At 61.7% G+C, this 16,914-nt stretch carries 23 protein-coding genes; 20 read left to right on the forward strand and 3 right to left on the reverse strand.

The window, feature by feature from the left end:
• Positions 1–91 precede the first annotated feature (91 nt).
• The 17 genes from AAFF19_RS02945 to AAFF19_RS03025 all read left to right on the forward strand — a co-directional run bounded on the left by AAFF19_RS02945 (position 92) and on the right by AAFF19_RS03025 (position 12,335).
• On the forward strand, positions 92–1,261 hold the full coding sequence (locus AAFF19_RS02945) for a D-alanyl-D-alanine carboxypeptidase family protein (RefSeq protein ID WP_342721290.1): 1,170 nt from the start codon (positions 92–94) through the stop codon (positions 1,259–1,261).
• 271 nt (positions 1,262–1,532) lie between these two features.
• Positions 1,533–1,910 carry a 30S ribosomal protein S12 gene (gene rpsL, locus AAFF19_RS02950; RefSeq protein ID WP_008905797.1) on the forward strand — a complete coding sequence of 126 codons (378 nt, stop codon included), beginning with the start codon at positions 1,533–1,535 and terminating at the stop codon, positions 1,908–1,910.
• Positions 1,911–2,080: 170 nt separating this feature from the next.
• Positions 2,081–2,554, forward strand: a complete 474-nt coding sequence (gene rpsG / locus AAFF19_RS02955; RefSeq protein ID WP_005798541.1) for a 30S ribosomal protein S7 — start codon at positions 2,081–2,083, stop codon at positions 2,552–2,554.
• A 151-nt stretch (positions 2,555–2,705) separates the two neighbouring features.
• On the forward strand, positions 2,706–4,808 hold the full coding sequence (gene fusA, locus AAFF19_RS02960; RefSeq protein WP_008905796.1) for an elongation factor G: 2,103 nt from the start codon (positions 2,706–2,708) through the stop codon (positions 4,806–4,808).
• A gap of 225 nt (positions 4,809–5,033) precedes the next feature.
• Positions 5,034–6,224, forward strand: a complete 1,191-nt coding sequence (tuf, locus tag AAFF19_RS02965) for an elongation factor Tu (RefSeq protein ID WP_182119630.1) — start codon at positions 5,034–5,036, stop codon at positions 6,222–6,224.
• Positions 6,225–6,249: 25 nt separating this feature from the next.
• On the forward strand, positions 6,250–6,561 hold the full coding sequence (gene rpsJ, locus AAFF19_RS02970; protein WP_005796953.1) for a 30S ribosomal protein S10: 312 nt from the start codon (positions 6,250–6,252) through the stop codon (positions 6,559–6,561).
• Positions 6,562–6,793: 232 nt separating this feature from the next.
• Positions 6,794–7,468, forward strand: a complete 675-nt coding sequence (gene rplC / locus AAFF19_RS02975) for a 50S ribosomal protein L3 (RefSeq protein WP_008906424.1) — start codon at positions 6,794–6,796, stop codon at positions 7,466–7,468.
• The gene (rplD, locus tag AAFF19_RS02980; RefSeq protein WP_008906425.1) at positions 7,468–8,088 is read left to right on the forward strand and encodes a 50S ribosomal protein L4; all 621 of its coding nucleotides are present in this window, start codon (positions 7,468–7,470) and stop codon (positions 8,086–8,088) included. The genes rplC and rplD overlap by 1 nt, the downstream gene beginning before the upstream one ends.
• Positions 8,085–8,399 (forward strand): 50S ribosomal protein L23, encoded by a 315-nt coding sequence (gene rplW / locus AAFF19_RS02985; RefSeq protein WP_007847815.1) that lies wholly within the window; start codon positions 8,085–8,087, stop codon positions 8,397–8,399. Before rplD ends, rplW begins: the two co-directional genes overlap by 4 nt.
• Positions 8,400–8,401: 2 nt before the next feature.
• Complete coding sequence (gene rplB / locus AAFF19_RS02990) at positions 8,402–9,226, forward strand: 50S ribosomal protein L2 (protein WP_008906426.1); 825 nt, start codon at positions 8,402–8,404, stop codon at positions 9,224–9,226.
• A gap of 10 nt (positions 9,227–9,236) precedes the next feature.
• Entirely contained in the window at positions 9,237–9,512 is a 276-nt protein-coding gene (gene rpsS / locus AAFF19_RS02995; protein ID WP_008906427.1) for a 30S ribosomal protein S19, read from the forward strand.
• 9 nt (positions 9,513–9,521) lie between these two features.
• Entirely contained in the window at positions 9,522–9,854 is a 333-nt protein-coding gene (rplV, locus tag AAFF19_RS03000; RefSeq protein ID WP_007847806.1) for a 50S ribosomal protein L22, read from the forward strand.
• 15 nt (positions 9,855–9,869) lie between these two features.
• Positions 9,870–10,754, forward strand: coding sequence for a 30S ribosomal protein S3 (gene rpsC, locus AAFF19_RS03005; RefSeq protein ID WP_069104472.1), 885 nt, complete (start codon positions 9,870–9,872; stop codon positions 10,752–10,754).
• 2 nt (positions 10,755–10,756) lie between these two features.
• Complete coding sequence (rplP, locus tag AAFF19_RS03010; RefSeq protein ID WP_007847799.1) at positions 10,757–11,173, forward strand: 50S ribosomal protein L16; 417 nt, start codon at positions 10,757–10,759, stop codon at positions 11,171–11,173.
• Positions 11,174–11,189: 16 nt separating this feature from the next.
• A complete protein-coding gene (rpmC, locus tag AAFF19_RS03015; protein WP_008906429.1) occupies positions 11,190–11,384 on the forward strand; it encodes a 50S ribosomal protein L29 in 195 nt (64 codons plus the stop codon).
• A gap of 9 nt (positions 11,385–11,393) precedes the next feature.
• On the forward strand, positions 11,394–11,663 hold the full coding sequence (rpsQ, locus tag AAFF19_RS03020) for a 30S ribosomal protein S17 (protein WP_008906430.1): 270 nt from the start codon (positions 11,394–11,396) through the stop codon (positions 11,661–11,663).
• A gap of 165 nt (positions 11,664–11,828) precedes the next feature.
• Positions 11,829–12,335, forward strand: coding sequence for a peroxiredoxin (locus AAFF19_RS03025; RefSeq protein WP_008906431.1), 507 nt, complete (start codon positions 11,829–11,831; stop codon positions 12,333–12,335).
• Positions 12,336–12,405: 70 nt separating this feature from the next.
• On the opposite strand, the gene AAFF19_RS03030 is transcribed toward AAFF19_RS03025, so the two are convergent.
• Together AAFF19_RS03030 and AAFF19_RS03035 are read right to left on the reverse strand one after the other, a co-directional pair.
• On the reverse strand, positions 12,406–12,897 hold the full coding sequence (locus AAFF19_RS03030; protein ID WP_008906432.1) for a GNAT family N-acetyltransferase: 492 nt from the start codon (positions 12,895–12,897) through the stop codon (positions 12,406–12,408).
• A 47-nt stretch (positions 12,898–12,944) separates the two neighbouring features.
• A complete protein-coding gene (locus tag AAFF19_RS03035) occupies positions 12,945–13,625 on the reverse strand; it encodes a cytochrome b/b6 domain-containing protein (protein ID WP_342721292.1) in 681 nt (226 codons plus the stop codon).
• A 202-nt stretch (positions 13,626–13,827) separates the two neighbouring features.
• Here AAFF19_RS03035 and AAFF19_RS03040 point away from each other — a divergent pair, with 202 nt between their 5' ends.
• The gene (locus AAFF19_RS03040; protein WP_342721293.1) at positions 13,828–14,238 is read left to right on the forward strand and encodes a cytochrome c; all 411 of its coding nucleotides are present in this window, start codon (positions 13,828–13,830) and stop codon (positions 14,236–14,238) included.
• 102 nt (positions 14,239–14,340) lie between these two features.
• Here the strand turns inward: AAFF19_RS03040 and AAFF19_RS03045 are convergent, their stop codons facing one another.
• Positions 14,341–14,844: a TlpA disulfide reductase family protein gene (locus AAFF19_RS03045; protein ID WP_182120711.1), complete on the reverse strand. Its 504-nt coding sequence runs from the start codon at positions 14,842–14,844 to the stop codon at positions 14,341–14,343.
• 204 nt (positions 14,845–15,048) lie between these two features.
• Between AAFF19_RS03045 and AAFF19_RS03050 the strand changes: the two genes are divergently transcribed.
• On the forward strand, positions 15,049–15,597 hold the full coding sequence (locus AAFF19_RS03050) for a hypothetical protein (protein ID WP_342721294.1): 549 nt from the start codon (positions 15,049–15,051) through the stop codon (positions 15,595–15,597).
• Entirely contained in the window at positions 15,594–16,874 is a 1,281-nt protein-coding gene (locus AAFF19_RS03055) for an MFS transporter (RefSeq protein WP_342721295.1), read from the forward strand. Before AAFF19_RS03050 ends, AAFF19_RS03055 begins: the two co-directional genes overlap by 4 nt.
• The last annotated feature ends 40 nt before the right edge of the window (positions 16,875–16,914 follow it).

Here is a 16,914-nt window from a genome sequence, read left to right on the forward strand (position 1 = left end):
GGCGGCCCGGCCGGCCTGGCCGGTGTCGTCATCTCCTGCGCGTCTTTCTCTCCAACCCCTACCTCGAGCCTCTCCAGCCCCTTCTTGCCCCATGAAACGAATCCTGTCTGCGTTGCGATCTCTGGCCGTCTTTGCTGCGGTGGCCCCTGCCGCCTTTGGTGCCCATGCCCAGGCCCCCCAGCCTCCTGAAATTGCCGCACGCACGTACATGCTGGTGGACGTCACCGCCAACCAGGTGCTCGCCGCCAAGGACATCGATGCGCCGGTGGAACAGGCCTCGCTGACCAAGCTCATGACGGGCTACCTGGTGTTCGACGCACTGCGGAGCAAGAAGATTTCGCTGGACCAGAAGCTGCCCGTGAGCGTGCGTGCCTGGAAGATGCCCGGATCGCGCATGTTCATCGACCCCAAGATGCAGGTGCCGGTCGAAGACCTCATCAAAGGCATGATCGTGCAGTCCGGCAACGACGCCACCGTGGCGCTGGCCGAGGGTGTGGGCGGCACCTACGAGAATTTCGTCAAGCTCATGAACGATCAGGCCAAGGCCCTGGGCATGACGGGAACCAGCTACAAGAACCCCGAAGGCCTCACGGAACCCGGCCATCTGACCACCGCACGCGATCTGAGTGTGCTGGCGGTGCGGCTGATGAAGGATTTTCCGGAGTACATGCATTACTACTCCACCAAGCAATACAGCTATCCGGGCACCCCGCCCTCCAACGGCAGCAACCGCAATTCGCTGCTGTTCCGCGACCCCACCGTGGACGGCCTCAAGACCGGCCACACGGCTGCTGCGGGCTACTGCCTGGTGGCCACGTCCAAGCGGGAGTTTCCGGGCGTGGGCCAGCGCCGCCTGCTGTCCATCGTGCTGGGCACTGCCAGTGAAAACGCGCGCGCCAATGAAAGCCAGAAACTGCTGAACTGGGGTTACACCGCGTACGAAGCCGTCAAATTGTTCGATGTGGGGCAGCCTGTGGCCACGCCCGCGCTGTGGAAGGGCACGGCCAGCACACTCAAGATTGGCCGTGAAGAAGCGATTGTCGTGGCCGTGCCTGCGGGCAGCGCGGGCAAGCTCACCACCCAGATCGCGCGCCCTGACCCCTTGGTGGCACCCTTCACCAAGGGTCAGTCCATCGGCACGCTGAAGGTGCTGCTGGGCGACCAGCCCGTGGCCGAGGTTCCGCTGGTCTCGCTGGAAGGTGTCGAGCAGGCCGGCATCCTGGGTCGCGCGTGGGACGCGATCCGGTTGTGGATTAAATAGGACACAACCCCCTTGAGCGGCTGCGCCGCCAGCGCCCGCAAGTGAAACGACGCTGCGCAGCTGGGGCGGCCCTTGCGCGGCGGTCGCTGGCATCGGCTGTGCTCTTGCAGCAATGGTGGGACGACGCGCCAGGCGGCTGGGTTCGGCGAGAAAGCCGCGTGGTGCTTGCCTGTTTTGGGGCTTGCTGCTACATTAGAAGGCTTTTCGGAATTTCCGAAGGGATTCACGTTTTCGCTTTCACGAAGCAAATTCACGTTTAGGGACGTATTTCATGCCAACCATCAATCAACTGGTCCGTCAGGGGCGCGAGGTCGAAAAGACCAAGTCCAAGAGCCCCGCGATGGAAAACTCTCCACAGCGCCGTGGCGTGTGCACCCGTGTGTACACCACGACGCCCAAGAAGCCCAACTCCGCTCTGCGTAAGGTCGCCAAGGTGCGCCTGACCAACGGTTTTGAGGTCATCTCCTACATCGGCGGTGAAGGCCACAACCTGCAAGAACACAGCGTGGTGCTGGTTCGCGGCGGTCGTGTCAAGGACTTGCCTGGTGTGCGTTACCACATCGTGCGCGGTTCGCTCGACCTGCAAGGCGTGAAAGACCGCAAGCAGTCGCGCTCCAAGTACGGTGCCAAGAAGCCCAAGGCCAAGTAAGCCCTGCGCTTTTGCACAAAATTTTCGGTGCTGTTTCCCGCGTGGCGCGGTGATGCAGCGTAGTGACCCCAAACGCAGGTGTTCTGCGCGGGTCGAGTAAGTGAGAGTTCTGAATTGGCTCTCGCGGTGTCTGAAAAGATGCCAACTGAAGCAAAGATAGAGGTGAAAAAATGCCACGTCGTCGCGAAGTCCCCAAACGTGAAATCCTGCCGGATCCCAAGTTCGGCAATGTCGAGCTGTCCAAATTCATGAACGTGATCATGGAAGGCGGCAAAAAGGCAGTTGCAGAGCGCATCATTTACGGTGCCCTGGAACTGATCGAGAAGAAGCACCCTGACAAGGATCCTCTGGAAGCCTTCACCGTTGCCATCAACAACGTGAAGCCCATGGTCGAAGTGAAGTCCCGCCGCGTCGGTGGTGCCAACTACCAGGTGCCTGTGGAAGTGCGCCCTGTCCGCCGTCTGGCCCTGTCGATGCGCTGGATCAAGGAAGCCGCCCGCAAGCGTGGCGAAAAGTCGATGGCCCAGCGTCTGGCCAACGAACTGCTCGAAGCCACCGAAGGCCGTGGTGGTGCCATGAAGAAGCGTGACGAAGTGCACCGCATGGCCGAAGCCAACAAGGCATTCAGCCACTTCCGCTTCTAAGCAGACGAGCTGCCCTCGTCGCTCTGCGCAAGGCTGCCGGCAATTTTGCCTGCAGCCTTGTGGCGATTGAGGCAGTCACAAAACTGATGGGTTGCAGCGTCAAAAATGCTGGGCCCGCCCCCGAATAACACGAACCATCCAAGGATCCACCATGGCTCGCAAAACCCCCATCGAGCGCTACCGCAATATCGGTATCTCGGCCCACATTGACGCTGGCAAGACCACGACCACCGAACGTATTCTTTTCTATACCGGTGTGACCCACAAGCTGGGTGAAGTGCACGATGGCGCTGCCACCACGGACTGGATGGAGCAGGAGCAAGAACGCGGCATCACGATCACCTCGGCTGCCGTGACCTGCTTCTGGAAGGGCATGGACATGTCCTACCCCGAGCACCGTTTCAACATCATCGACACCCCCGGCCACGTGGACTTCACGATTGAAGTGGAGCGTTCCATGCGCGTGCTGGATGGCGCCTGCATGGTGTACTGCGCCGTGGGTGGCGTGCAGCCCCAGTCGGAAACCGTCTGGCGCCAGGCCAACAAGTACAAGGTGCCGCGTCTGGCCTTTGTGAACAAGATGGACCGCACCGGTGCCAACTTCTTCAAGGTCTACGACCAGATGAAGCTGCGCCTGAAGGCCAACCCCGTGCCCGTCGTGATTCCGATTGGCGCCGAAGAGAACTTCAAGGGCGTGGTCGATCTGCTGAAGATGAAGGCCATCATCTGGGACGAAGCGTCCCAGGGCATGAAGTTCAACTACGAAGAGATCCCCGCCGATCTGGTCGCGTCTGCCAAGGAGTGGCGCGAGAAGATGGTCGAAGCTGCTGCTGAAGCCTCGGAAGAGCTGATGAACAAGTACCTGGAAGAAGGTGACTTGACCGAAGCCGAAATCAAGGCAGGCCTGCGCCAGCGCACCATTGCCACCGAGATCCACCCGATGCTCTGCGGCACCGCGTTCAAGAACAAGGGCGTGCAGCGCATGCTGGACGCCGTGATCGACTACCTGCCCGCACCGACCGACATCCCTGATGTGACGGGTACGGACGACGACGAGCAGCCGATCAGCCGCAAGGCCGACGACAGCGAGAAGTTCTCTGCGTTGGCGTTCAAGCTGATGACCGACCCGTTCGTGGGTCAGCTGACCTTTGTGCGCGTCTATTCGGGCGTGCTGACCAAGGGCGACACCGTCTTCAACTCGGTCAAGGGCAAGAAAGAGCGCATCGGCCGTATCGTGCAGATGATGGCCAACGATCGCGTGGAAGTGGACGAAATCCGCGCCGGCGACATCGCTGCCTGCGTGGGCCTGAAGGAAGTGACCACCGGCGAAACCCTGTGCGATGTCGGCTCGCCGATCGTGCTCGAGCGCATGGTGTTCCCCGAGCCCGTGATCTCGCAGGCTGTTGAGCCCAAGACCAAGGCCGACCAGGAAAAGATGGGTATCGCACTGCAGCGCCTGGCCGCAGAAGATCCGTCGTTCCGCGTGCGTACCGACGAAGAATCCGGCCAGACCATCATCTCCGGCATGGGTGAGTTGCACCTCGAAATCATCGTGGACCGCATGAAGCGCGAGTTCGGCGTGGAAGCCAACGTGGGCAAGCCCCAGGTGGCCTACCGCGAAACCATCCGCAAGACGGTGGAAGAGGCCGAAGGCAAGTTCGTGCGCCAGTCCGGCGGCAAGGGCCAGTACGGTCACGTCGTGCTCAAGATCGAACCCAACGAAGCCGGCAAGGGCATCGAGTTCGTCGACGCCATCAAGGGCGGTGTGGTTCCTCGCGAATTCATCCCGGCCGTGGAAAAGGGTATCAACGAAGCCGTTACGCAAGGCGTACTGGCCGGCTACCCCGTGGTGGACGTCAAGGTCACGCTGCACTTCGGTTCGTACCACGATGTGGACTCGAACGAACTGGCGTTCAAGATGGCTGCCATCTTCGGCTTCAAGGAAGGTTGCAGGAAGGCCGGTCCGGTCATCCTGGAGCCCATGATGTCCGTCGAAGTGGAAACGCCTGAAGACTACGCCGGCAACGTGATGGGCGACCTGTCCAGCCGTCGCGGCATGGTGCAGGGCATGGACGACATCGTCGGTGGCGGCAAGGCCATCCGCGCTGAAGTGCCGCTGTCGGAAATGTTCGGCTACTCCACCACGCTGCGTTCGGCCACGCAAGGCCGCGCCACGTACACGATGGAGTTCAAGCACTACAGCGAAGCTCCTCGCAACGTCTCGGAAGCCATCATGGCTTCGCGCGCCAAGTAATACCTGTGGTTGAAAGGTCCGCCCTGGGGCGGACCTTGTTCCCATGAATCTGTATCAAATTGGCCGTTGACGCTTGTCCAGCAAGCGCGAGCAGCTATCAAGACAGTAGCAAATTTTTTTGCAATCTGCGACCCGGTGCCGTCCCGTTGCCCTGTGCAGGACGAATCAGCAATCGGGTGCAGACGTTAAACCCCGACACAGGCATTGCTCTTTGGAGAATTGAAAATGGCAAAAGGTAAGTTCGAACGTACCAAGCCCCACGTCAACGTGGGCACGATCGGCCACGTGGACCATGGCAAGACGACGCTGACGGCAGCCATCGCTACCGTGCTGTCCGCCAAGTTCGGCGGCGAAGCCAAGGCCTACGACCAGATCGACGCAGCGCCCGAAGAAAAGGCCCGCGGCATCACGATCAACACCGCCCACGTGGAATACGAAACGGCCAACCGCCACTACGCCCACGTGGACTGCCCCGGTCACGCCGACTATGTGAAGAACATGATCACCGGCGCTGCCCAGATGGACGGCGCCATTCTGGTGTGCTCGGCCGCTGACGGCCCCATGCCCCAGACCCGCGAACACATCTTGCTGGCTCGCCAGGTGGGCGTGCCTTACATCATCGTGTTCCTGAACAAGTGCGACATGGTGGACGACGAAGAACTGCTGGAACTCGTCGAAATGGAAGTGCGCGAACTCCTGGACAAGTACGACTTCCCAGGTGACGACACCCCCATCATCCGTGGCTCCGCCAAGCTCGCCCTGGAAGGCGACAAGGGCAAGCTGGGTGAAGAAGCCATCATGAAGCTGGCAGAAGCCCTGGACAGCTACATCCCCACGCCTGACCGCGCAGTGGACGGCGCCTTCCTGATGCCCGTGGAAGACGTGTTCTCCATCTCCGGCCGCGGCACCGTGGTGACCGGCCGTATCGAGCGCGGCATCATCAAGGTCGGCGAAGAAATCGAAATCGTCGGTATCAAGGACACCGTCAAGACCACCTGCACCGGCGTGGAAATGTTCCGCAAGCTGCTGGACCAGGGCCAGGCTGGCGACAACGTCGGCCTGCTGCTGCGCGGCACCAAGCGCGAAGACGTGGAGCGTGGCCAGGTGCTGTGCAAGCCCGGCTCCATCAAGCCCCACACACACTTCACCGCTGAAGTGTACGTCCTCTCCAAGGACGAAGGCGGCCGCCACACCCCCTTCTTCAACAACTACCGTCCCCAGTTCTACTTCCGTACCACGGACGTGACCGGCGCCATCGAGCTGCCAGCCGACAAGGAAATGGTCATGCCTGGCGACAACGTGTCGATCACTGTGAAGCTGATCAACCCCATCGCCATGGAAGAAGGTCTGCGCTTCGCCATCCGCGAAGGTGGTCGTACCGTCGGCGCTGGCGTCGTGGCCAAGATCATTGCTTAATTCTTGAGCAGAAAAGGAACTTGCCATGTCCAAGCAAAAAATCCGCATCCGCCTGAAGGCGTTTGACTACAAGCTGATCGACCAGTCCGCTGCCGAGATCGTTGACACCGCCAAGCGCACCGGCGCCATCGTCAAGGGTCCCGTGCCCCTGCCGACGCGCATGAAGCGTTTTGACATCCTGCGCTCGCCGCACGTCAACAAGACCAGCCGCGACCAGCTCGAAATCCGCACCCACCAGCGTCTGATGGACATCGTGGACCCTACGGACAAGACCGTGGACGCCCTGATGAAGCTCGACCTGCCCGCTGGCGTGGACGTCGAAATCAAGCTGCAGTGATGCAGCAATGGCTGCTGTGAGGCGGGCTTGCCTGCCTTGCAGTGACTGAAATAACGCGAACTTGCTTGAAAAAGCAGTTCGCGTTATACTTTAGGGCTTCGCTTGATTTGCGCCCGTAAAACGGTGCTCCATGGCGAAGTTTTATTAACCTTCTTTCATGCACGCAAGCGAGAGTTTGCGGAAACGCCGTAGCCAATTGAAGTTGCGGCGGTGAGAGTTTTGGAGAAAACCAATGAGTCTGAGCAACTCCCTCGGGTTGCTGGGTCGCAAAGTGGGCATGATGCGTCTGTTCACCGATGATGGGGACGCAGTGCCTGTCACGGTGGTGGATGTGTCCAACAACCGCGTTACCCAGGTCAAAACCCAAGAGAACGATGGCTACGTGGCCCTGCAGGTCACGTTCGGCTCGCGCAAAGCATCGCGCGTGACCAAGCCAGAAGCCGGCCACCTTGCCAAGGCAGGTGTGGAAGCCGGTGAAATCATCCAGGAATTCCGCGTGACCGCAGAAACCGCCGGCAAGTACGCCGCGGGCGCTGCTGTGCCTGTGGCCGATGTCTTTGCCGTGGGCCAGAAGGTCGACGTGCAGGGTACTTCCATCGGTAAGGGCTACGCCGGTACCATCAAGCGCCACAACATGGCCTCGCAGCGCGCGTCGCACGGTAACAGCCGTTCGCACAACGTGCCTGGCTCGATCGGCATGGCACAAGACCCCGGTCGCGTGTTCCCCGGCAAGCGCATGACGGGCCATCTTGGCGATGTCACCAAGACCACGCAAAACCTCGATGTCATCCGCATCGATGAAGCGCGTCAACTGCTCTTGATCAAGGGCGCTATTCCGGGCTCCAAGGGTGGGTTCGTGACCGTGCGTCCCGCCGTCAAGGCCAAAGATTCCAAAGGAGCGAACTAATGCAGCTCGAACTCCTGAATGACCAGGGCCAAGGTGCATCCAAGCTGGATGTTCCCGAAACCGTGTTCGGTCGTGAATACAACGAAGATCTGGTTCACCAGATCGTGGTGGCCTATCAGGCCAACGCACGCCAAGGCACTCGCGCCCAGAAGGACCGCGAGCAAGTCCGTCACTCGACCAAGAAGCCTTTCAAGCAAAAGGGTACGGGTAACGCACGTGCAGGTATGACCTCTTCGCCACTGTGGCGGGGGGGCGGTCGGATTTTTCCGAACATGCCTGACGAAAATTTCACGCAGAAGATCAACAAGAAGATGTACCGCGCCGGTATGTCTGCCATCTTGTCGCAGCTGGCCCGCGAAGGCCGTCTGGCTGTGGTCGATTCGCTGAAGCTTGATTCCCCCAAGACCAAGGTCCTGGCTGACAAGTTCAAGGCGATGAACCTGCAATCGGTGATGGTGATTGCCGACGAAGTGGACGAAAACCTGTACCTGGCTTCGCGCAATCTGGTGAACGTGCTCGTCGTTGAGCCCCGTTACGCCGATCCCGTGTCGCTGGTGCGTTTCAAGAAAGTGCTCGTCACCAAGGGTGCAATCGACAAACTCAAGGAGATGTTCGCATGAGCACACTCAAGTTTGACGAAGGTCGTCTGATGCAAGTGCTGGTCGCTCCCATCGTGTCCGAAAAGGCCACCATGGTTGCCGAAAAGTCCAATGCAGTGACGTTCAAGGTGCTGCAGAACGCTACCAAGCCAGAAATCAAGGCCGCTGTGGAATTGATGTTCAAGGTGGAAGTCAAGGGCGTTTCTGTGGTGAACACCAAAGGCAAGACCAAGCGTTTCGGCAAGACCGTGGGCCGCCGCGACAACGTTCGCAAGGCATACGTCACGCTGCAGCCAGGTCAAGAGCTGAACCTCTCCGGGGAGGCCGCGTAATCATGGCTGTCGTTAAGATGAAACCTACCTCGCCCGGCCAACGTGCCGTGGTGAAGGTCACGCGTGACCACCTGTACAAGGGTGAAGCGTACGCCCCCCTGCTGGAGCCACAATTCCAGAAGGCCGGTCGTAACAACAACGGTCACATCACTACCCGCCACAAGGGCGGTGGTCACAAGCACCACTACCGTGTGGTGGACTTCAAGCGCAACAAGGACGGCATTCCGGCCAAGGTTGAGCGCATTGAGTACGACCCCAACCGTACGGCCCACATCGCTCTGGTGTGCTATGCCGACGGCGAGCGTCGCTACATCATCGCTCCCCGCAACCTGGAAGTGGGCGCAACCCTGCTGTCCGGTTCGGAAGCTCCGATCCGCGCTGGCAACACGCTGCCTATCCGCAACATCCCTGTGGGTTCGACCATCCACTGCATCGAGCTCAAGCCCGGTGCCGGTGCACAGATCGCACGTTCGGCCGGTGCTTCGGCAACGCTGCTGGCCCGTGAAGGCGTGTATGCCCAGGTGCGCATGCGCTCTGGCGAAGTGCGCAAGATCCACATCGAATGCCGCGCCACCATTGGTGAAGTGGCCAACGAAGAGCACAGCCTGCGCCAACTGGGCAAGGCCGGTGTGAAGCGCTGGATGGGTATTCGTCCTACGGTTCGCGGCGTGGCCATGAACCCTGTGGATCACCCTCACGGTGGTGGCGAAGGCCGCACCGGCGAAGGCCGCCATGCAGTCGATCCTTGGGGCAATCTGACCAAGGGTTATCGCACCCGTAACAACAAGCGCACACAGATCATGATCGTGTCGCGTCGCAAGAAGTAAGGGGTAACAGATGACTCGCTCTCTCAAAAAGGGTCCATTTGTTGACCATCACTTGATGGCCAAGGTCGAAAAGGCCGTTGCCACCAAGGACAAGAAACCAGTCAAGACCTGGTCGCGTCGCTCCATGGTTCTGCCCGAGTTCATCGGTCTGACCATTGCCGTGCACAACGGCAAGCAGCACGTACCTGTCTATGTCACCGACCAGATGGTGGGCCACAAGCTGGGCGAATTCGCCCTGACGCGCACCTTCAAGGGTCACCCCGCTGATAAAAAAGCGAAGAAGTAAGGAACGACCATGTCTGAAACACGTGCAGTCCTCCGGGGCGTCCGTCTGTCGGTCGACAAGGGCCGTCTGGTCGCCGATCTGATCCGCGGCAAGAAGGTGGACCAGGCTCTGAACATCCTGAACTTCACGCAGAAAAAAGCTGCGGGAATCGTCAAGAAGGTTCTGGAGTCGGCCATCGCCAACGCCGAACACAACGATGGCGCTGACATCGACGAACTGAAGGTCAAGACCATCTACGTCGAACAAGGCACCACGCTCAAGCGCTTCACCGCGCGCGCCAAAGGCCGCGGCAACCGCATCAGCAAGCCCACGTGCCATGTGTACGTGACGGTTGGCAACTAAAGGCTCGGGAAGACTATGGGACAGAAAATCCATCCTACCGGCTTCCGCCTTGCGGTCAGCCGCAACTGGTCCAGCCGTTGGTACGCCAGCAACCGTGATTTCGCGGGCATGCTGGCCGAAGACATCAAGGTGCGCGAGTACCTGAAGGCCAAGCTCAAGAACGCGGCTGTGTCGCGCATCCTGATCGAGCGTCCTGCCAAGAACGCACGCATCACCATTTACTCGGCACGTCCTGGTGTGGTGATCGGCAAGAAGGGCGAAGACATCGAGAACCTGAAGAAGGAACTCGCTGCTCGCCTGGGCGTGCCGGTTGCAGTGAACATCGAAGAAGTGCGCAAGCCTGAAATCGATGCCAAGCTGATCGCCGACAGCATCACGCAACAGCTCGAAAAGCGGATCATGTTCCGCCGCGCCATGAAGCGCGCCATGCAGAACGCCATGCGTCTGGGTGCCCAGGGCATCAAGATCATGTCGTCCGGTCGTCTGAACGGTATCGAAATCGCTCGTTGCGAGTGGTACCGTGAAGGCCGCGTGCCACTTCACACGCTGCGTGCGGACATCGACTACGGCACCTCTGAAGCCAAGACCACCTACGGTGTGATCGGCGTCAAGGTCTGGGTCTACAAGGGTGACACGCTGGGTCGTAACGACCTTCCAGCTGTGGAAACGCCCCGTCCCGACGAAGAGCGCCGCCCACGCGGTCCACGCCGTGACGGCCGCCCAGGTGGCGATCGTCCAGGCGCAGGCCGTGGAGCCCCACGTCGTCCTGTCGGTGGTAACACCGCACCGGCCGACGGCAGCGACAAGCCAGCGGAAGCTGGTGGCGCTGATAACACCGCCGTTAAGCGCGTACGCAAAGTCGCCGCGCCCGCTACAGCAGCGGACGGTAAAGGAGAATAACTATGCTGCAACCTGCTCGCCGCAAATACCGCAAGGAGCAAAAGGGCCGTAATACCGGTGTCGCAACGCGGGGTGCCTCCGTTGCGTTCGGTGATTTCGGTCTGAAGTGCACCGATCGGGGCCGTCTGACGGCCCGCCAGATCGAAGCTGCACGCCGTGCGATTTCACGTCACGTCAAGCGTGGCGGCCGTATCTGGATCCGCGTGTTCCCGGACAAGCCAATTTCTACCAAGCCCGCAGAAGTGCGTATGGGTAACGGTAAGGGCAACCCCGAGTACTACGTGGCCGAAATCCAGCCCGGCAAGATCGTGTTCGAGATCGTCGGTGTGCCCGAAGAACTGGCCCGCGAAGCGTTCCGCCTGGCTGCAGCCAAGCTGCCGCTGCGCACCACGTTCGTCAGCCGTCACATTGGCTCGTAATTCAGGAGAACAAGCAATGAAGACTACTGAACTGCGCCAAAAAGACGTCGCCGGCATCGAAGCCGAAATCAAGGCTCTGCAGAAGGCCCATTTCGGCCTGCGCATGCAGAAGGCTACGCAGCAACTGGGTAACACCAACACGCTGCGCACCACGCGCCGTGATATCGCCCGTGCCAAGACCATCCTTGCTGAAAAGCAAGCCGCCAAGTAAGGAGCCCATATGACGGAACCTAAAAAATCCCTCAAGCGCACCTTGGTTGGCAAGGTGGTCAGCGACAAGCGTAACAAGACCGTGACCGTGCTGATCGAGCGCCGTGTGAAGCACGAGCTCTACGGCAAGATCGTTGGCAAGTCGAGCAAGTACCACGCGCACGACGAAAACAACGAGTACAAGCTGGGCGACACCATCGAAATCACCGAGAGCCGTCCGCTCTCCAAGACCAAGAACTGGGTGGCAACCCGCTTGGTGCAAAAGGCCGGTCTGCTGTAATCCGGCAGCCTCTTCGGCTCCGGGGCCAAGACCCCGGGCGGCAAAGCCCTTCAAAACGACCCACAATGTGGGTCGTTTTGCGTTTGGGGCCGCACTTTGCTGGTGGCTCCGGGCAGTTCGGCCCACCCATATTTCCCTTCATCCACCCATCCCAAGGAGATAGCAATGATCAAAGTCGGTGACACCCTGCCCGCAGCCACGCTGATGGAATATTCTGAAATTGAAGGTGAAGGTTGCAGCATCGGGCCCAACCCGGTGGCGGTGGACAAGGCCACTGCGGGCAAGACCATTGCGCTATTTGCCTTGCCCGGCGCCTTCACACCCACCTGCTCTGCCAAACATGTCCCCGGATACGTCGAGAAGGCCGCCGAGTTCAAGGCCGCTGGCGTGGATGAAATCTGGTGCCTGAGCGTGAACGACGCATTCGTGATGGGGGCTTGGGCGCGTGACCAGAAGACTGCCGGCAAAGTGCGCATGCTGGGCGACGGCAGTGCCGACTTTGCAAAAGCGACAGGTCTGACCCTGGACCTCACCACCAAGGGCATGGGCTTGCGCAGCAACCGCTATTCGATGCTGGTGCGCGATGGCAAGGTGGTCACGCTCAATGTGGAAGCACCGGGCAAGTTCGAAGTGAGTGACGCTGACACCCTGCTTGCCCAGGCCAAGGGTTGATGGATAGCGCGAATGCTATTAAATAAATAGCATTTGACGCTTTCTGGTTATGCCCTGAAGGCCGATTTGACTAAAAAATATCGACCTTGAGATAGTGGGCGCCAGCGATGGGGTTGTGGTAGTAGGGCGGTATCTCGGCAAAGCCCAGGTCGGTATACAGCGCCCGCGCCGACTCCATATCGTCCAGCGTGTCGAGCAATACACAGGCATAGCCGGCCTGCCGCGCCCGGTCCAGCATGGCCTCGGCCAGCTCGCGGCCCAGGCCGAAGCCGCGGAAGGCCTTGCGCACGAACAGGCGCTTCATCTCGCTGGCGTTGGGGTAGTCGGCGGTGTCCAGGGGGCGCAGTGCGCAGCATCCGGCAATGGCGCCCTCCACCTCGGCCAGCAACAGCGCGCCGCGTGGCTCGGCATAGTCGCCCGGCAGGCTGGCCAACTCCCTCTCAAAGTCCTGAAAACACAGGTCGACGCCGAGGGTGTCAGCGTACTCACGAAAGATGTCGCGGACGGCGTCCATTTCGACGGGCGAGCTGGGGGCCCGCAGGATGACGGTAGGCTTGTCCAAAGCGCAGCGGTGGTGGCAACAAAAAACCGCAGTGTACCGACTCCGCTCTAGAACCCAGGCGAAGCGCCCAGTGATGCCACCCACCAGGCCAGGCCGGCACTGAGCGAGAGCACCAGCAGCGCCAGGGCGCGTGCAGCCAGGTTGTCGCGTGACGGCACCGTGGGCACGGGCAGCACCTTGTCACCGTGAAGCATGGGCCGGACCAGGCGCTGGCGGCGCACCAGCACGTAAAAGAGGATCGCGGCCAGGTGCAGCCCCACCAGTCCGAGAACCAGGTACTGCCCGATTTCCTTGTGGTAACCGGTGGCCTGGCCCACCACTGCGTTCGATACGAAGCGCGTGAGCGGGCCTGAGAAAGCGATTTCGTCGTCGCTGAGCAGACCGGTGCCCACCTGCGCGAGCAGTACCGCCAGCATCCCCACCACCGCAAGGGCGCCAAGGGGGCTGTGGCCCGCGTTCTCCTCGGCAGGGTCGTTGCCCCGCAGGTAGCGCACCAACCGGGCGGGCGACAGGAGAAAACTCGAAAACCGGGACCAGCGCCCGCCCACCACACCCCACACCAAGCGGAATACCAGCAGTGCCAGCACCCCGTAGCCGAGCCGGAAGTGCCACTCCATCGCATTGCCCCCCACCTTGGCGGTGATCACCAGGCCCACGACGCAGGCGGCCAGTGCCCAGTGAAAGAGACGGGTGGGAAGGTCCCAGATGCGTACGGTGTGTTGCGTCATGGTGGCGGGGCGCGCGATGGCAAGGCAGGAATGGCATGCATTGTGAAGGAGCGCGGGAAACCCCGAAAGGGCCCGTCACTGCCAAACAGGCGGTAAACGGTCATACTTCCGGCGGTTTCCCCCGCTTTTGTTCATCTGCAAATAAAGGAAATTCCCCATGAAAACACTCACCGCGTAGGTCCTCGCCGCTGCAACACTCACGTTGTCCGCACCAGCTTCTGCCCAGTTTGCGAAGGCGGAAGACGCCATCAAATACCGCCAGAGCGCACTGTTTGTGATGGGCCAGCACTTCAGCCGCATTGGCGCCATGGCCAATGGACGCATTCCTTTTGACGCCAAAGCCGCCCAGGAGAACGCGGATGTGGTGGCCGAGATGGCCAAGTTGCCCTGGGCAGGGTTTGGCGCGGGCACGGACAAGGGCGCGCCCACCAAGGCTTTGCCGCAGATCTGGACTGAGCAGGCCAAGTTCAAGGAGCACTCGGACAAGCTGGAGGCCGAGGCGATCAAGCTGGCCGCTGCCGCAAAAACCGGCAATCTGGACAACCTGAAGACCGCGTTTGGCGCCACAGCCGGCACGTGCAAGGCCTGCCACGACGCCTATCGGGGCAAATAATTTGCTACTAAATTAATAGCTGTAAGCGCTTATCGGTAAAGCGTTACAGGCAGATTTCATTAGAATCCAACCGGGGCTCGCAGCCCCGGCGCCAATGCGAGCTCAGCCTTCGGCCAGCAGCTTCTCGATCAGCAGGTGCAGGGCGGCAAAATCGGGTGCGCCGACATAGGTTTTCACGATCTCGCCGCGTTTGTTCACGATGAAGGTGGAGGGGGTGAGCCGCACATCGCCCCAGGCCTTGGCCACGTTGCCGGTGTTGTCGATGGCCACCTTGAAGGGCAGCTTGCGGGTCTCGGCAAAGTTCACCACGTAGCTGGGCGGGTCGTAGCTCATGGCCACGGCCACGGTGTCGAAGCCCTTGGCCTGGTACTTGTTGTATGTGGCCACGATCTCCGGCATCTCGGCCACGCAGGTGGTGCAGCTGGTGGCCCAGAAGTTGACCAGCGTCACCTTGCCCTTCATGTCGGCGGTGGTCTGGCTCGATCCGTCCAGCAGTACAAAAGTGGACTCCGGCGCTGCGGATCGGCCTGTATCCAGGTACACGTAGGCGCCCAGGGCCACAAACGCCGCCACCGCCACACCTGCTGTCCAATGCTTGATCGCCATGACTTTTCGATTCCTTCTGAAAATGCAACCCGTGGCACTGCACCGATGCATCCGGGGAGATTGTGCCGGACCCGCCCTGGCGGCACGCCCGATACCGCAGGCCGCGCAGGCCCATTGGTTCCGATGGAGTGGTAAAGGCGGCAGAAAGTTCGGGCGCCGGGGTGTGGGGCAGTTGACCTGTGTCACTGTGCCGATAATCGACCGATGAACTGGACCCCGACCCGCGCTGCTGCCCTGGCGCTGTTGCTGTGTGTATTGCAGGGCTGCAGCCCTGCGTTGAACTGGCGCAGCGTGCCCCTGCCGGACGCTGGCATCACCATCACCCTTCCCTGCAAGCCCGACTACGCCACGCGCACGGTGGAGCTGGCGGGCGCGCCGGCCGAGCTGTCCATGTCGGGATGCGATGCGGACGGCGCCACTTTTGCCGTGTCGCACGCTGCGCTGGGCGATCCGGCGCTGGCGGGGGCGGCGCTCAGGCACTGGCGTGCGGCGGTGTTGGCCCACCTCGGCCCCGGCGCTGCCGGATCGGCGGTGGATGCTCCCTACGCGCCCCGTGGGGTGCTGCCCTTGCCAGAGTCGGTGCGCACGGTGGTGCAGGGCCAGCGCGCCGATGGCAGCACCGTGTATGCCCAGGGCGTGTGGTTTGCGCGCGCTCAGGGGCCGCAGTTGCGGCTGTACCACGCGGTGGTGTACACGGGCACGCCACGCCCTGAGCTGGCCGAGCAGTTCTTTGCAGGCTTGGTGCTGCCATGACCGGGCACGAGGTGCTGCCGCGCCGGGCGGCCGTCATTGTTTTTCTGGCGTTTGCGTTTGCCTACTTTTTGTCGGCGCTGGTGCGTGCCGTCACGGCCACGCTGGCGCCCACGCTGGCCCAGGAGTTCGCGCTGTCGTCCAGCGACCTCGGGCTGCTGGCGGGAGGCTTTTTCCTGGGGTTCGCCGCCACACAGCTCCCCCTGGGTACCTGGCTGGACCGGCATGGCCCCCGCAAGGTCGCGCTGGGGTTCTTGGGTGTCGCCGTGGCGGGGAGCCTGGTGTTCTCGGTGGCCACGGGCTTTTCGGGCTTGCTCGCCGGGCGCATGTTGTGTGGCGCAGGGGTCAGCGCCTGCCTGATGGCGCCGCTCACGGGGTACCGGCGCTGGCTGGAGCCCACGGCGCAGATGCGGGCCAACTCCTGGATGCTGATGACCGGGTCGCTGGGCATGGTGGCGTCCACGCTGCCGGTGCAGTGGGCGTTGCCGGTGGTGGGGTGGCGGCCGCTGTTCTGGGGGCTGGCGGCGCTCATTGCGTTGTCCATGGTGGTGATCGCCCTCTGGGTGCCTGCCTGGGCGGCGCCGCTCCGGGGTGCGGCCCATGAAGGCCGCGCACCTTCACCGGGGGGCGGCGCAGCAGGCGTGGCGGCGGGGTATTCAAAGGTGTGGCGCCACCCGTACTTCCAGCGACTGGTGCCGCTCGGGTTCTTCGTGTACGGCGGCATGGTGGCCATGCAGACCCTGTGGGCCGGGCCGTGGATGCAGCGCGTGGCGGGCTACACCGCGCTGGAATCCGCAACGGGCCTGTTCTGGATCAATGTCTCCATGCTGTGCACCTTCTGGACCTGGGGCATGGTCACGCCCTGGCTGCTGCGCAAAGGGCTGGACGCCAACCGGCTGATGACCGCGGGCCTGCCGCTGTGCCTGCTGGTGCTGCTGGGCATCATCCTTGCAGGGCCGCAGGCCGGGGGGGGTGCCTGGGCGCTGTTTTGTGTGTCATGCACCTTCGTGTCGCTGTCGCAGCCCGCAGTGGCCATGGCGTTTCCCCAGATCCTGGCGGGGCGGGCGCTGTCCGCGTACAACCTCGTCATCTTTGCGGGCGTGTTTGTGGTGCAGTGGGGCATTGGCCTGGCGGTGGATGCGTTTGCGGCCGCCGGGCTGGATACGGTGCCCGCATTTCAGGGCGCCATGGCGGTGTACCTGGCCTGCAACGCTGGCGCCTATGCGTGGTTCCTGCTGGGGGGGCGGCGCCATAATGCACTGCAAACCTCCGCACCATGAAGACTTACCCACCGAAAGACCAGCCTCGGCCCGCCTGCCG

This window comes from Acidovorax sp. FHTAMBA, assembly GCF_038958875.1.
Classification (GTDB): domain Bacteria; phylum Pseudomonadota; class Gammaproteobacteria; order Burkholderiales; family Burkholderiaceae_C; genus Acidovorax.